At 59.4% G+C, this 14,508-nt stretch carries 10 protein-coding genes and 2 tRNA genes; 7 read left to right on the top strand and 5 right to left on the bottom strand.

Going from position 1 to position 14,508, the window contains the following annotated elements; translation table 11 throughout:
• Window positions 1-8: 8 nt before the first annotated feature.
• Entirely contained in the window at window positions 9-776 is a 768-nt protein-coding gene (locus tag Q0J85_RS02185; RefSeq protein ID WP_294477832.1) for a helix-turn-helix transcriptional regulator, read from the bottom strand.
• Between the two features lie 237 nt (window positions 777-1,013).
• Between Q0J85_RS02185 and Q0J85_RS02190 the strand changes: the two genes are divergently transcribed.
• The 4 genes from Q0J85_RS02190 (at window position 1,014) to Q0J85_RS02205 (ending at window position 3,777) form a co-directional block, all read left to right on the top strand.
• Window positions 1,014-1,553 (top strand): lipocalin family protein, encoded by a 540-nt coding sequence (locus Q0J85_RS02190; protein ID WP_294477834.1) that lies wholly within the window; start codon window positions 1,014-1,016, stop codon window positions 1,551-1,553.
• Window positions 1,550-2,056: a hypothetical protein gene (locus tag Q0J85_RS02195; RefSeq protein WP_294477838.1), complete on the top strand. Its 507-nt coding sequence runs from the start codon at window positions 1,550-1,552 to the stop codon at window positions 2,054-2,056. Before Q0J85_RS02190 ends, Q0J85_RS02195 begins: the two co-directional genes overlap by 4 nt.
• 76 nt (window positions 2,057-2,132) lie before the next feature.
• Window positions 2,133-2,453, top strand: coding sequence for a quaternary ammonium compound efflux SMR transporter SugE (gene sugE / locus Q0J85_RS02200; RefSeq protein WP_294477839.1), 321 nt, complete (start codon window positions 2,133-2,135; stop codon window positions 2,451-2,453).
• A gap of 355 nt (window positions 2,454-2,808) precedes the next feature.
• Window positions 2,809-3,777, top strand: coding sequence for a 5'-3' exonuclease H3TH domain-containing protein (locus tag Q0J85_RS02205; protein WP_294477841.1), 969 nt, complete (start codon window positions 2,809-2,811; stop codon window positions 3,775-3,777).
• 335 nt (window positions 3,778-4,112) lie between these two features.
• Here Q0J85_RS02205 and Q0J85_RS02210 read toward each other — a convergent pair whose 3' ends face one another.
• The 4 genes from Q0J85_RS02210 to hydE form a co-directional block, all read right to left on the bottom strand.
• Window positions 4,113-6,641 carry an alpha/beta hydrolase gene (locus tag Q0J85_RS02210; RefSeq protein WP_294477843.1) on the bottom strand — a complete coding sequence of 843 codons (2,529 nt, stop codon included), beginning with the start codon at window positions 6,639-6,641 and terminating at the stop codon, window positions 4,113-4,115.
• A gap of 15 nt (window positions 6,642-6,656) precedes the next feature.
• Window positions 6,657-9,377: a pyruvate, phosphate dikinase gene (gene ppdK / locus Q0J85_RS02215; RefSeq protein ID WP_294477845.1), complete on the bottom strand. Its 2,721-nt coding sequence runs from the start codon at window positions 9,375-9,377 to the stop codon at window positions 6,657-6,659.
• A gap of 93 nt (window positions 9,378-9,470) precedes the next feature.
• Window positions 9,471-9,875 carry a hypothetical protein gene (locus Q0J85_RS02220; RefSeq protein WP_294477847.1) on the bottom strand — a complete coding sequence of 135 codons (405 nt, stop codon included), beginning with the start codon at window positions 9,873-9,875 and terminating at the stop codon, window positions 9,471-9,473.
• 114 nt (window positions 9,876-9,989) lie between these two features.
• Entirely contained in the window at window positions 9,990-11,090 is a 1,101-nt protein-coding gene (hydE, locus tag Q0J85_RS02225) for a [FeFe] hydrogenase H-cluster radical SAM maturase HydE (RefSeq protein ID WP_294477849.1), read from the bottom strand.
• A gap of 141 nt (window positions 11,091-11,231) precedes the next feature.
• On the opposite strand from hydE, the gene Q0J85_RS02230 reads away from it, so the two are divergent.
• The 3 genes from Q0J85_RS02230 (at window position 11,232) to Q0J85_RS02240 (ending at window position 14,493) form a co-directional block, all read left to right on the top strand.
• A tRNA-Asp gene (locus Q0J85_RS02230) sits at window positions 11,232-11,308 on the top strand.
• A 53-nt stretch (window positions 11,309-11,361) separates the two neighbouring features.
• Window positions 11,362-11,438 (top strand) — tRNA-Asp (locus tag Q0J85_RS02235).
• A 220-nt stretch (window positions 11,439-11,658) separates the two neighbouring features.
• On the top strand, window positions 11,659-14,493 hold the full coding sequence (locus tag Q0J85_RS02240) for an alpha-L-rhamnosidase C-terminal domain-containing protein (RefSeq protein WP_294477852.1): 2,835 nt from the start codon (window positions 11,659-11,661) through the stop codon (window positions 14,491-14,493).
• The last annotated feature ends 15 nt before the right edge of the window (window positions 14,494-14,508 follow it).

Raw genomic sequence — 14,508 nt, forward strand, 5'->3', positions numbered from 1 at the left:
GCAGCAGTTCAGAGATTGATCTTGCCGCGCCGAAAGCTTCCGGGAGAGACACCATAGCGCTGCCGGAAAATCGAGATGAAATAGCTCGCGGAGTTGAAACCGCATCGACGGGAAATCTCTTCGATCGGCATCACCTCCCGGGCCATCAGAAGTTCCTCGGCATACCCGAGTCGGAGATCCCGGATATAGTCACAGACGCCGGTTCCGGCGAATTTGCGCACCACCCGCGAAAGTCTGGCCGGATGAATCCGGAGCATCTTCGCAATCGCCTCGCGGGAGAGATCTTCCCGGAAGCAGCGTCCGAGCCAGATCCGGATTCGCTGCCAGAGCTGCTCTTCTTCGGAGAGCTCCTGTTCGATCTCCGTCTCCAGTCGTTCAAAAACCAGTTCGCAAATCGAACGCAGCAGCGGCGACGCCCCGCGCGACTCCGGGGAAAGCGTGCACAGAGTGCGGAACAGATCCTCGAGAATCGGACCGGCGCCCTCCCGCGTTCGATACCAGGCCTCCGGCTCGGCGACAGACTCTCCGAAATATGCGAGCATGATCGATTGCCCGGAAAGTGAAACCAAAACCGAATCCGGCACTTCCCGGATTCCGCAGCCGGGCGGAATAACGAGCGCCCGACCCGTGCGATCCAGAAAAAAACTGGACTCCGACCGCAATGAGCAGGAGAAATTCTCCCCCGACTCCGGCCGGGCGAACTGCACGTCAAATCCGGGAAGATTCAGCACCTCCGCGAACCGTTCCCGTATAATCTGTAAACTGAAAATCGTCATTCTGATAAAGTAACCTTTCTTCTCTGGTTTGTCAAGTCTAATCTGTTAAAATTCTGATATTGCAGTGCATCATTCTCCAGACTCATACGAAATTATTTTTTAAAAAAAAACATAATAATCCCCTTGCAATAAAAGCGATCGAGAGGCATATTGAAAGCAGGAGGGTTCACTTTTGAACCGGCACGGGGAGAAACGTTTTTTTGAATTCACATGCACAGTCAGGAGAGGAGAAACATCATGAAAGCACGTTCGATTCTGCGTTCCGCCATTCTGCTCGGAACAGCACTGCTGACCGGGGGCTGCTTTTCCGGGAAAGGTACGGAAGAAATTCCCGCCGTGACCGATTTTGAAGTGCAGCGCTATCTCGGCGTCTGGTATGAGATCGCCCGGCTGCCGCACCGGTTCGAGCGGGATTTGAACCGGGTCAAGGCCGAATACACGGTCGATTCAAACGGAACGCTCCGGGTCGTCAACAGCGGCGAGCGGGATGGAGAACGGCGGGAAGCCATCGGCGTCGCCCGATTCAAGGGAGAGCGTACGGTCGGGGAGCTTGAGGTCTCGTTTTTCCGGCCGTTTTACGGGGATTACCGAATCATCCGGCTCGCACCGGACTACCGTTACGCAGTGGTCACAAGCGGGACGATGGAATATCTCTGGATCCTTGCGAGAACTCCGCAACTGCCGGAAGCCGAGAAGAAGGAACTCATCGAATATGCCCGAAATCTCGGATTTCCGGTGGAGAATCTGGAGTTTCCGATTCAGGACCCGGCCCGATGAAACCGCGGGAAGTTGTCGTCAACGACCGGATGCAACATGATTTCGTCTATACCCTGACCGAACCGCCGGGGAGGAATTTCCACGCCGGATTCGAGCCGCAGCTGACGCCGGAACAGATGCTGCGGCTGGGGGTGTTCGGCGGCCGGTACATGACGGATTGTACAGCGGAATTCCCCGCCGAGTGGTTTGAGCACGCGCGGTTCTGTCCGGAACGGCACGATCCGGAGCTGAACCTCTTCAAGGTCAACGCCTCGCAGCCGCTCGCAGTCTGGCGTGCGAAAGGGTGGATTCATCCGGACGATCCGCGCGGCTGGTTTCAATGGTATTGCCGTTACTATCAGGGGCGGCGCTCCGAAGACGATGAACGCCAGATCCGGCGGTGGAAAGCAATGACGCGCCATCTGGCGCAACTGCGCAACTGCCCCCTCCCCGGCGACTGGAACTGCCGCAGAAAACAACGCCAGGCCCTGCTCCACTGGGCATACGACTGTCGGAATCTCTGAGTCATCGCTTGAAAAGAGCGGTGTTCCACACTATATTATCTGCTTCGTGACATTCGCGTTGACGGGGGGAGATTTCATGAACTGGATCTGGCTGTGTATCGCGGGTCTCTTAGAGATCTGCTGGGCGGTGGGAATGAAATATTCGCACGGTCTGACCCGACTCACGCCGGCCATATTCTGTGTAGTGACCATGCTTGCGAGTCTGGGGTTTCTGGCGCTGGCCATGCGGACTCTGCCGCTGGGAACCGCCTATGCGGTCTGGACGGGAATCGGGACGGTCGGCACGGCGATCGCGGGGATGATACTTTTCGGAGAATCAACCGCCGTGCTGCGCATTCTCTGTCTGATCCTGATTGTAACCGGAATCGTCGGGCTCAAACTGCTCGCCGTAAAATAAAACCGGAATCCGGGTCCGGACGCCGAACATCACCCGGACTGAATCCGGCATGTCTGGTGAAAAAAAATAACAGAAAATTAACAGAAAAAAACGTTTTTTTTCCGTATTTTTGCTTGAAAAAGTTTGATTTTCTTTTTTTTCGGCATATAGTAATATTGTTCGAGGTTTGAACAATTCAGGCTCCTATACGCAATTTCTCCTCTTCATAATTACTCCTCTAAGCGTCTGAAAAGTCAAACCTCGAACCTTTTCTGTTTCCGGGCGACGCGGAGAAAGAGTTTTCTCAGGCGTCGTTTTCTTTTCTGTTGACAAGCGCGATTTGCGGGTGTACCTTAACAGAAACCAGGGAGAAACCATGAACAATCAACCGCTGATCCTCATTGACGCCTACAGTCAGATTTTCCGCGCATATTACGCGATCCGCCACCTCTCGAACTCGAAAGGGGAGCCGACGAATGCCATCTTTGTCTTTGCCCGGCTGCTGCTGAAACTCCAGGAAGAGTATCCGGCAGGTCCGGGAGCGATGCTGTTCGACTGCGGCAAGGTGCAGTTTCGACTTGAACTGGCTCCGGATTACAAGGCCAACCGCCCGCCGATGCCGGAAGAGCTCAAACTTCAGATGCCCGTAATCCGGGAACTTGCCGCCGCTTTCGGCTGGCCTCTGCTTGAGGAGCCGGAGTACGAGGCCGATGATCTGATTGCCGCTTTCGCCCGCAGCGCGGCGGGCGCGGTGCTTATCGTAAGTTCCGACAAAGACCTCTCGCAACTTGTGACGGAACAGGTGAAGATGCTTGTTCCGGCCCAGAAAAACGGCTTTGAATTGCGCGATGCGGAAAAAGTGCGGGAAAAATTCGCCGTTCCGCCTGAACTCATCGTCGATTATCTCGCGCTGCTCGGGGACAGCTCCGACAACATTCCGGGCGTACCGGGCGTCGGCCCGAAAACCGCCGCGGCGATTCTGAACAGCTGCGGTCCGGCGGAAAAATGGCTTGACGATCCCGCGCGGATTTCCGATCCGAAGTTCCGGACAAAACTCGAACCGCACCTGGAACTCATCCGTAAGAATCGCAAACTCATTCAGTTGAGGGAAGCTCTGCCGGCCCGGTTCGATCCTCCGGCGCCGCATCTGCGCCGTGCCGCGCCGGACTGGGCGAAAATTCGCGCCATCTGTGAAGCGATGGAGCTCAAGAGTCTGCTCCGGGAACTGCCGGAAATCCGCAAGGAAGAGTCAGAAAAGGAATCCGATCTCTTCGACTTTGCGGCCGAGCCCCCCGGGACGGAATCCGCAGCCGCGCCGGTAATGGAACAGGGCGAACTCTTCTGAGTCGGACTCGCAGCGCTCCACGGGATGAAATCCATTCCGAAGCAGCTTCCGCAGATTTTTCCCGAAACACGCCGAAAGCCCTCCGGCCGTCGGACGTTGTCGACTTTCCGGCGGAAAAAATCACAACCTTTCTGCCGGGAATCTCCTGCCGGAATGGCACGCGGCCACGTGACATCAGCCAGAATGAAGAGTCCGTTTTCCGAACCGTTTTGAACGGCCGGCAATACGATTCCGAGATGGAAGTTCTCTGTCCGCTTGCGGGTTCTACGGAAATGACCGGCTTGCTGTCGGGCTGCAGGAAACGGCATGTCGCCCCCCTCACCCCCGTAGAAGATTCACTCCTGCGGCTCGAGAAAACGGCGATAGTTTTTCGCGAGGTCGGTCATCGCCTCCTGGTAGAAGCGGATCTGGTCGCGCGTGCCGCAGGAGGAGACCGCCCCCGCCGTTCCCCCGTCCGCCGTCGGGTGCGCCAGGTCGCCGATCGTCATGAAACCGTTGACCTGAAGATCGCTCAAAGGACAGATGAAGATGTCCGCGTCACGCAGGATCGACAGCCCCATCGAGCCGACGAACTCCCCCATCGACTCCGGCATCCATCGCTGCGCGAGCCGGTAAAAGAGCGGGTGGATCATCGAATAGAGTTCCAGAAGTTCGTAACTCTCACTCGTGCCGTTCCGCGTACGCCAGAGCCTGCGGTTGAACTCTTTCTGAAAGTTCAGAAACCCCGACAGCGGATTGCCCGGATCCATGTACTCCCCCGCCCGGATGAAGACCAGACTCAACTCCCGCTCAGCAGGATTCCCGCTCTTCGGCTCCGTGTCAACCGGAAACAACATCTTGCAGTTGCGGAAAAAACGATGGTGCGCCAATCCCCAGATCATCATCCCCGCCACCGTCGCGGGTCCCTCCATCAGCGTCGCATACTTCGCGTTCAATTCGTGCCGCAGTTTCAACATCGGCCCGAAGTCGAGAAAAAACCGGTTGCGGAACAGCCGGTTCCCCGCGTAGAGAATCTCCGGCCGCGCCACCGGCGACGAGAGCGCCGGGTACGGCAGAACCCCCGCACATCCCCAGCTCGTCTTCAAGCCCGCGAGACTCTCCTGCATCGGCATGCCGTCAACCGGAACGTGGTGGAACTGCATCCAGAGATCAGCCTCGGTGAAATCCGGAGTGAACCGCGCAACCACGTTCAGCAACCCCCAGCCCGGATTCCGATATTTGCGCAGATTCGGACTCGCGATCCGGCGCGCAAGCTGCAGTTCCGGCTCTTTCGGCAGCAGTTCGCAGTGGAGGAACGTCGCAGTCAGCAGCCGTTCGACGAGACTCTTGAGTTCATGTCGCGCCCCGTAACTGAATCCCGGCACGCGCCGTGCCCAGCGCCGCATCCGCCCGGCGAGAATCCGCACCTGATCGTTCCCCTCGTTCGGGCGGAGGCGATTCACGTTGACCACCATGCAGCGCAGCGCCTCGCGGATATGATCGGGCGTGAGCAGCTGGAAATTTTCGCGGCTCGTGTCGAAGTGCATCTCGATCCAGAGCAGTTCCCCGCTCTTGTCGTAGAACGCCTCGGCGATGTCAGTGAAGTCGATCTTCCGCCGTCCGAGCCGGAATCTCCCCGGCGCCGCCGTCCAGTGCAACGCACTGTGTCCCCGGATGTACTCCGCCAGATTCCTCGCCAGCTCCCGGCGCGCCGCGGGGAAATCCTGCGGTACGACCGTCTCCCGGCAGTAGCGCAGCCGGAAACAGGAAAGCACGAATTTGGAATATTCGTTGCGCAGAAAGATCCCGGTCGCCTTGCGCCAGCCGTTCTCCTCGGCGTGCATGCCGAGTTTCTTGAGCAGCTGCAGAATCTTGATGAAAATCAACAGAAAAACCGTACCGAAACTCCACCTGTCCACAAGCCGGGTCATGCGCAGCTTGTATGTCCCGGTCAGCTGGCGCAACTGGCTGCCGAACGGTGCAGACGACCGGCGCGGCAACTGGAGCGTCTCTGCCGCCGGTGGCGCCGGAACGGGAACTCCGGATTCGTTCAGAAACTCCGCGATCAGGGCGGCAGTCTCCTCCGGCATCTCCTCCTGGGGGGAGTGTCCGCACTCCGGCAGCACGACGAGCCGGGAGTTCCGGAGGCAACGGCGGAATTTTTCGGCGTCATCGATCGAGATGATCCGGTCTTCGGCTCCCCAGATGATCAACGCGGGCAGCGTCCGTTTTTTCAAACCCGCCTGAAAACCGGCGACATTCGGAATGCGGAAGTGGCGTGCCGCCGCGATCACGCAGTCGCGCGCGCCCGGCAGCCGCATCGCTTCGGCGTACTGTCGGATCAGCTCCTGCGAAATCTTCTCCTCCCGGAAATAGGCGCGGCTCATGACCAGATAGACCATGAGCTCCTCGTTCGCAAACCGCAGCAGCGGATTGCGCGGCGAAACCAGCGCCAGCGTGGCGATGAATTCCGGAACCTCCGTGAACATCCCGGCCGGATCGAGCAGCACGAGTTTCTCCACCCGTTCACGGATCTCCTCGTCCTCCAGCAGCAGACAGGAGATCGCCCCCCCCATCGAGTGCCCGATCAGCACGAGATTCCGCAGATCGAGGCGGCGGATGAACGCCGCGACGCATGCCGCCTGATCGTACAGCGTCAAATGCTCCGGATCGTTCTTTGAGGAGTAACCGAACCCTTTCGCGTCGATCCGGATGTAACGGAAATTCTCCGGCAGGAAGTCGAGAAGCGCCTCCCAGGTGCAGCCGTATTCGGCAAAACCGTGGATCAGCAGAACCGGATTACCCTCTCCGCCGCTGTCGTACCAGGCGATCCGGCTGATCGTTCCCCGGTCGTCAGTGAGTTCCGCGTATCTGCGCTCCCCCATGCACTCTCCCGGGAGTTACTTCCCGTCCGCGATCGCCGCCTGCGCCGCGGCCAGCCGCGCGATCGGCACCCGGAACGGACTGCACGAAACGTAATTCAACCCCGCCCGGTTGCAGAATTCGACCGATTTCGCCTCGCCACCCTGCTCGCCGCAGATGCCGATCTTCAGCTCCGGCTTCACGCGGCGGCCGTTTTCGACCGCGAATTGAATCAGCTTGCCGACGCCCGCCTGGTCGATCGTCTGGAACGGATCGGCCGCGAGCAGCTTCTTCTCGAGATAGTCCCCGAGGAATCCGCCGATGTCGTCGCGGCTGAAACCGAAAGTCATCTGGGTCAGGTCGTTCGTCCCGAAGCTGAAGAAGTCCGCCTCCGCAGCCATCTCGTCCGCGAGCAGACAGGCGCGCGGAATCTCGATCATCGTCCCGACCTTGTATTCAACCGCATCGAGCCCGAATTTCGCGGCGACCTCCGAGGCGACACGGGAGAGAATCTTCTTCTGGAAGCGGAGTTCGGAGGCGTCGCAGGTCACCGGAATCATGATCTCCGGATGGCATGCCGTTCCCTCTCTCTCCAGCTCGACGGCCGCCTCGAGAATCGCGCGCATCTGCATTTCGGAGACCTCCGGACAGGTGATCCCGAGACGCACGCCGCGGTGACCCATCATCGGGTTCACCTCGTGCAGATTCTCCGCGCGCCTGGCGATCTCCTCGACCGTGATGCCGAGCGCCGCCGCAAGTTCCGCCCGCGCCGCCGGAGCGCTCGGGACGAACTCGTGCAGCGGCGGATCGAGCAGCCGGAACGTGACCGGCAGCCCCGCCATCGCCTTGAGCGTGTTCTTCACGTCGTTCTTCACAAACCCGAAGAGATCCGCAATCGCCGCGACCCGCTCCTCACGGGTGTGCGCAAGAATCATCCGCCGCAGCGCGAAGAGCGGCTTCTCACTGTTTTTGCCGTAGAACATGTGCTCCGTCCGGAAGAGGCCGATCCCCTCCGCGCCGAAGCTGCGCGCGACCCGCGCGTCGTCCGGCGTGTCGGCATTCGCGCGGACACCGAGTTTGCGGAATTTATCGACAAGCGTCATAAAGTGTTTCAGCTGCGGATTTTCGCTCGAGTCGATCGTCGCGAGCGCCCCGGCATAGACGTAGCCGCGGCTGCCATTGATGCTCAGAACATCGCGGTCGGTATAAGTCACGCCGCCGACCGTCATCGTTCGGTTCGCCTCGTCGATCACGAGCGAACCCGCGCCGACGATGCAGCACTTGCCCCAGCCCCGGCAGACGAGTGCCGCATGGCTGGTCATGCCGCCGCGGGCGGTGAGAATTCCGGTTGCGGCGCGCATACCCTCGACATCCTCGGGATTGGTCTCCTCACGCACCATGACCACAGCTTCCCCTTTCGCCGCCGCAGCGACCGCCTCGGCGCTGGAGAAAACGATCCGCCCGACCGCACCGCCCGGCCCGGCCGGAAGTCCTTTCGCGATGATCTGCGCGTTCTTTTCGGCTTTCGGGTCGAGAATCGGGTGCAGCAGTTCGTCGAGCTGCGCCGGTGAGACGCGCATCACGGCGGTTTTCTCGTCGATCATCCCCTCTTCGAGCATATCCATCGCCATGTTCAGAGCGGCCGTGCCGGTCCGTTTGCCGACGCGGCACTGCAGCATGTAGAGCACTCCCTCCTGAATCGTGAACTCGATGTCGAGCATGTCACGATAATGCGCTTCAAGTTTATTCCGAATTCCATAAAGCTGTTCATACAGAGCCGGATAGAGTTCTTCAAGCGACTTCAAGTGCTTGTTCTGCTCGTTGCAGGTGTCCTTGTTGAGCGGATTCGGGGTGCGGGTTCCGGCGACGACGTCCTCCCCCTGGGCGTTGATGAGCCACTCGCCGTAAAACTTGTTCTCGCCCGTGGCCGGGTTGCGCGTGAAAGCCACGCCGGTCGCAGAGGTCTCCCCCATGTTCCCGAAAACCATGCTCTGCACGTTCACCGCAGTGCCCCAGTCATCCGGAATTCCCTCGATGCGGCGGTAGGAGACCGCTTTTTTGCCGTTCCAGCTCTTCAGCACAGCGCAGATTCCACCCCAGAGCTGCCGGACCGGATCGTCGGGGAATTCCGCGCCGAGCGTCTCTCGAACTTTCGCCTTGAATGCCGTGCAGAGCTGTTTCAGATCTTCAACCGTGAGGTCGGTGTCGCTCGCGTAATGTTTTGCACGTTTGAGTTCGTCGAGCATGTCGTCGAGCTGTTTGCGGATCGCTTTGCCCTCCCCGGGCTCGATGCCCTCGGCTTTCTCCATCACCACGTCCGAATACATCATGATCAGCCGCCGGTAGGCGTCATAGACGAACCGTTCGTTGCCGGTCCTGGCGATGAGTCCCGGAATCGTCGACGTCGCCAACCCGACGTTCAGCACAGTCTCCATCATGCCGGGCATCGAACTGCGCGCGCCGGAACGGCAGGAGACCAGCAGCGGATCGACCGGATCACCGAACTTCATGCCCATGACCGATTCGACCCGGGCGAGCGCCGTCTTAACTTGTTCCTCGAGACATGCGGGCAGGCGGCCGCCCTCCCGGAAGTAATCGACACAGCACTCGGTCGTGATTGTGAATCCCGGAGGTACCGGCAGCCCGAGCGAGGCCATCTCAGCCAGATTCGCACCCTTGCCGCCGAGCAGCTCTTTCATCGAACCGGACCCCTCGGAATCCCCGCCTCCGAACGAATACACATACTTCTTTTCCGCCATTCTTCCCTCTTCCTCCGTATTTCTGCTGTTGTCGATAAGTGTTCTTCAATACGAGGCCGCAACGTCCGGATGCGGCCGTCTCGCCGATGTGTTTCAGTAGAATTTGTCGATCACTTTGATGATCTGATGCTTCTGCGGGTTTTTCTCGAGTCCGAGAAACATGAAAGAGCCGCGCACCTCCACCGGAAACGGAATTCCCTGGATGTAAGTTCTCCCCTCCTCCGCGATCTTTTTCACCCGCTTATCCTGCACAGTCGAGGAACGGTCGTATTTGTAGACGCCGACTTCGCAGTCCGCGACTTTCACGGCACAGCCGCTCGTGGCGCGGAACGGTTCGCCCGGCAGCGGCCGGACCCCCTCGACCTTCACCCCCTCGCGTTCGAGATAAACCGCAAAATCCTCCGGGCGGAGATAGTTGTTGTCATAAGTCGTGCAGCCCGCGAAAAACGCGGCACAGATGAGCGCCGGCAGTGCGGCCCAGAGCGTTTTCACATTCATTTTCATCCACTTTCCGTCAAATTGCTTTCAGATAGACCGACAGGTACGACCACATAATCTAACCCTCTGTGCATCGGAATACAAGTTCCCCCGCGGACATTTTCCGCGTTCCCCTCAACGGTTTCCCGCGCGGGCGGCGAAATGGGGCGAATCCCCCCAGACCTCATAGGCGATGCTCTCCCCGATGGAGCCGACCGCACGTTCGAGCGCGATCCGCGCGGAATCGGCGTTCTCGTCGACTCCGGGCTTGTTCTCGTAGAGCAGATACCCTTTGCGGTATGCGAGATCTCCGACGTTCGGCATGATGACGTTCGCCCCGGCGAGCAGACCGCGCTCCCGTCCGTCCGGCGCGAGCGCCTGCAGCGCGGTCGTGCTTGCGATATTCACGTTGCGCAGCAGAAGCCGGGTGACGGCGATCATCTTGAGCCCCGCCTCGAGCTGCCGCTTCGCATCGCTGCCGGTCTCCGGAAATCTCCGTCCGAGCGGCGTATCGTGGTGAACGATATAAGGCCCCATCCCGATCATGTCGACATCGAGCTTCTGGAAAAAGCGGAGGTCGCGCACGAGATGCTCCACAGTCTGCCCCGGCAAGCCGATCATCACGCCCGTACCGACCTGATAACCCGCCTCGCGCAGAAATCCGAGCGCGGCGACCCGCTCGTCATGACGGTGATCCGCAGGGTGGAGCGTTGCGTAAAACTCCGGATCGGAACTCTCGATCCGCAGCAGATACCGGTGAGCGCCCGCGGCGAACCAGCGGCGGTACGTCTCAAGCGTCTGTTCTCCGAGCGAGAGGGTGATTCCGAGTTTTCCGCCGTCGATCGCCTTGATCTCCCGGACAATCTCCTCGATGAAATCGACCCAGCCGGGATCATTCCGTTCCCCCGCCTGAAGCACGATCGAACCGTAGCGGAAGCGGGCGGTGAGCCGGGCGGCCTCGAGAATCTCTTCGCGATTCATGGCGAAACGGGCAACATTCGTGTTTCCGCGGCGGATGCCGCAGTAATAACAGTTCTTCCGGCAGATGTTGGAGATTTCCACAAGTCCGCGCAGATGGACCTGGTTCCCGACATAACGGAGTTTGACGGTGTAGGCGGCGCGGAAAAGCGCCTCAAGTTCGCCCGGCGTCTCAAGTCCGAGCAGATATGCGAGCGTCGCGTCGTCGAGGCTCTCTCCGGCGACGGCGGCGGCAAGTATGGGTTCGAGTTTCATCATGCTCCTCCACGGCTGAATTCGGCAGATAATGTAGCACTCGCGGGAGAAATATGCAACTTTTTCGGAATTTTCTTCGGTTGACGATTTGCATTCCGCCGGAATGGTGATATTGTAAGAGACGTTGCGAAAACCAACGGATGCGGGGGAGTAGCTCAATTGGTTAGAGTACCACCCTGTCACGGTGGATGTTGCGGGTTCGAGCCCCGTCTCTCTCGCCACTTTTTCTTAAAAGTGCGAGGCATCCGGAAGTAGTCGCGCGCCGCAGATATGCGGGGGAGTAGCTCAATTGGTTAGAGTACCACCCTGTCACGGTGGATGTTGCGGGTTCGAGCCCCGTCTCTCTCGCCACTTTTTTTGTCTGAATTCCATTTCATTTTTCCGGCTGATCGGCCGTATTCGGCGTGAAATCACCATCCCCGGATGCGATTATTCGTAAATTTTTTCCTTTACGGGTTGACTTCCGCGGTTTTTGGCGTCATAATACATAAGGACGAGTGTTGAGGAAACCAAAAGCCGACGTGCGACCGCGGCGACCGCGGGGCACCCGATACGACAGGGAGGTGCGCTTATGACGGAGACCAAAATGCCGACCCGGATTCAGGGAGAATGGATCTGGAAGAACTCACTTCTGAACCACCCCGACAGCTTCCTCCTGATGCGCAAGGAGTTCGTCTGTTCCACGGTCAATCTCGACACGACCCTCTGGATCAGCGCGAACTGCGCCTATCAGCTCTTCATCAACGGCCGTTTTGTCGGCTTCGGCCCGCGCGCCCACCAGAACTGCGGGGTCAGCTATGTCGACATGCACGAGGTGACCTACTACCTCGAATCCGGAATCAACGTCATTGCCGCACTCGTCTATTACAACGCCGATCAGGGCGGCCACAACAAACACTCGCCCGGTCTCTGGTGTCAGATGGAGGCGCAGGGGAAACTGCTTCTGTGCAGCGATCAGACCTGGGTCGTGCGCGAGGGGAACTGCTACTGCGCACCGCGCGCGCGGCTTTCCAAAGATCAGGGATTGAGCCAGTTCTTCAATGCGGACGACTCCCCGCTGAACTGGACCACCCCCGTCTTCCTGACCGACGCCCAGTGGAAACATCCGGACTACTCCACGATCGTCGGAGACGACTTCGGCAGCAAACTCGAACCCCATCCGCTCGCACCTCCCGGAATCGCGGTGGAAAACCCGGTTCCGCTGCCGTTCGCGCGCGGCAGACTCGTTCTGCCGCCGAACTGGACGCAGGTCACGTTTGAGGAGGCCGACGGCAACGGTCTTGAGACCTACGCGGCCAACACCTTTTTGTTCAGCGAAGTGGACGAGGAGCTCCCGGCGCTCATCTACTCGGACGACCCGATGAAGTTCTTCTGCAACAACCGGCTCGTACTCAATGCCGCAGAAGCGATGGGTACCGAAGTAAAACTGCCGCTCAGGGCCGGCTGGAACCGCCTGCTGCTCGTCCAGAATCCGGGGCGGCATGCGATGGGCATGGTCATGATGATTCCCTCTGACGATGGCCGCGAGTTCTGGTTCGGGCGCGCCCCGGAGCAAAAGGCTGCGGAGGGGTGGAACATCGTCGGGCCGCTGAAGCTGTCGCTCGAAGAGGCGACTCCCTCCCTGAAATTCGAGCGGCTCGTTCAGGACAACTACGTTCCGGAACTCGAATACCTCACCGATCCGGACGCCTATCTCTCGCAGAGCCGCTTTGAAGAGGAAACACTCCCCGCCGACGAAGAGGAGGCGAAACTCGCCTGGAGCCGTCCGCTCCGGACCGGCGACTACGTCCTCTACCGGCTCGATATGGTTCGCTACGGCTTCGTGCGGGTGACCCTCGAAGCGACGGCTGGCGACCTGGTCGACATCACCATCGGCTGCCGCCGCACCGGAAACGGCTTCATCTCCGCCGGGAAAGGAGTGCGCGGGACCGGAACCATCCGCTGCCGCAATGCGCGAAACGTCTATCTGACGTTCATTCCGACGGACTGCTTCTATATCATGATCTCGGTCCGTCATGCCTCGAGCAGCATCAAAGTGCTCGGGATCAGCTTCGAGGAGCTCACGCGGAACGAACGGCAGGAGACCACGTTCCGCTGCTCGGACGAACTGCTGAATCAATTCTGGGAGATCGGCAAGCAGACGCTGCGCCGTTCCGCCGCATTCGTTCCGCTGGCCGAATCCCGCGCCGACAACGACTGTTACATGCTCGACGCCTACATCGATGCGGTCAACATGAGCGTGACGTTCGGCGATTACGAGTACGCCTCCGCGCGGCTGCGGCAGTTCCTCGACGCCCAGCTCGAAAACGGCGACATTCCGGCGCTGACGTTCGGGTCACGGCATGCGTCGCAGGTGCATCAGCTTTTCTTCCTGCCGGTCTGGATCTATTACAACTACCGGTTCACCGCGAACATCACCCGTCTCAAAGAGACGATTCCGAACCTCGATCTGACGCTCGAATATTTCGAGGCGATGATCGACGAAAATACCGGGCTGCTCGTCGACACGGAGACCCGGTTCAGCTTCGACAGCCGGATCAGCAGCGGAGAATTCCGTGCGGGAGAGATCCCGACCTACATCAATGCGCTCTTCTGCCGCTTCCTGCTTTCGGCCGCCGAAATCTACCGGACCATCGAAGATGAGGGGAAAGCGAATCACTGCTACGAACTCGCCGGCAAGGTGGCCGAGGAGCTGCGCAACCGCAACTTCGATCCGGCCTGCAGCCTCTTCTGCCGCTGGTCGCTGGAAAGCGAACGCATGCCGGACCACAATCTCTTCGCGAACTTCTGCGCGATGTTCGGAGGAGTGCTGCCGCTCTCGTCATTCGAGTATTTCTTCTACAGTTTCTTCAACTACGATCCGCCGTTCGACCGCAGCGACGAATCGCGCCATCCGTACTTTCATTTCCTCTTCATGGAGATGATGTTCGCGCTGGGGCAGAAAGAGTGGCCGTTCCGCTACTTCCGCGACTACTGGTCGAAACGGATGTGTCCGGAGGCGAATGCGTGGCGGGTCGATTTTGACCATGCCGATCCGGCGCCGACGAAATTCTCCGAGGGGAGCTGCGTCTCGCCGAACATCTTCCTCGTGCGTGAGATCCTCGGAATCCGCATTGCCGAGGCGGGGCACTCCGTCATCTACTTCAACCCGGCGTTCCATCAGGTTGACTGGGCAGAGTCGGTCTTCCCAATGGCACGCGGGCGGCTGAAAGTCAAGTGGGCGGTGCAGGAGGATGGCTCTCTCGACGTCACGCTCGATTCGAGTTTCCCGGTGAAAATCCTGCCGGAGATGAGTCATAAACAGCTTGCCAACACCGTGTTCCGCCTCGGAGAAAAGGTGACGCTGCTGAACCCCACTCCCGATTACGACATCGATGACGATGAGGGGGACGACTCCCGGGAGTGACGAGTCAGACCGGAG

Source organism: uncultured Victivallis sp. (assembly GCA_944389935.1).
GTDB lineage: Bacteria > Verrucomicrobiota > Lentisphaeria > Victivallales > Victivallaceae > Victivallis.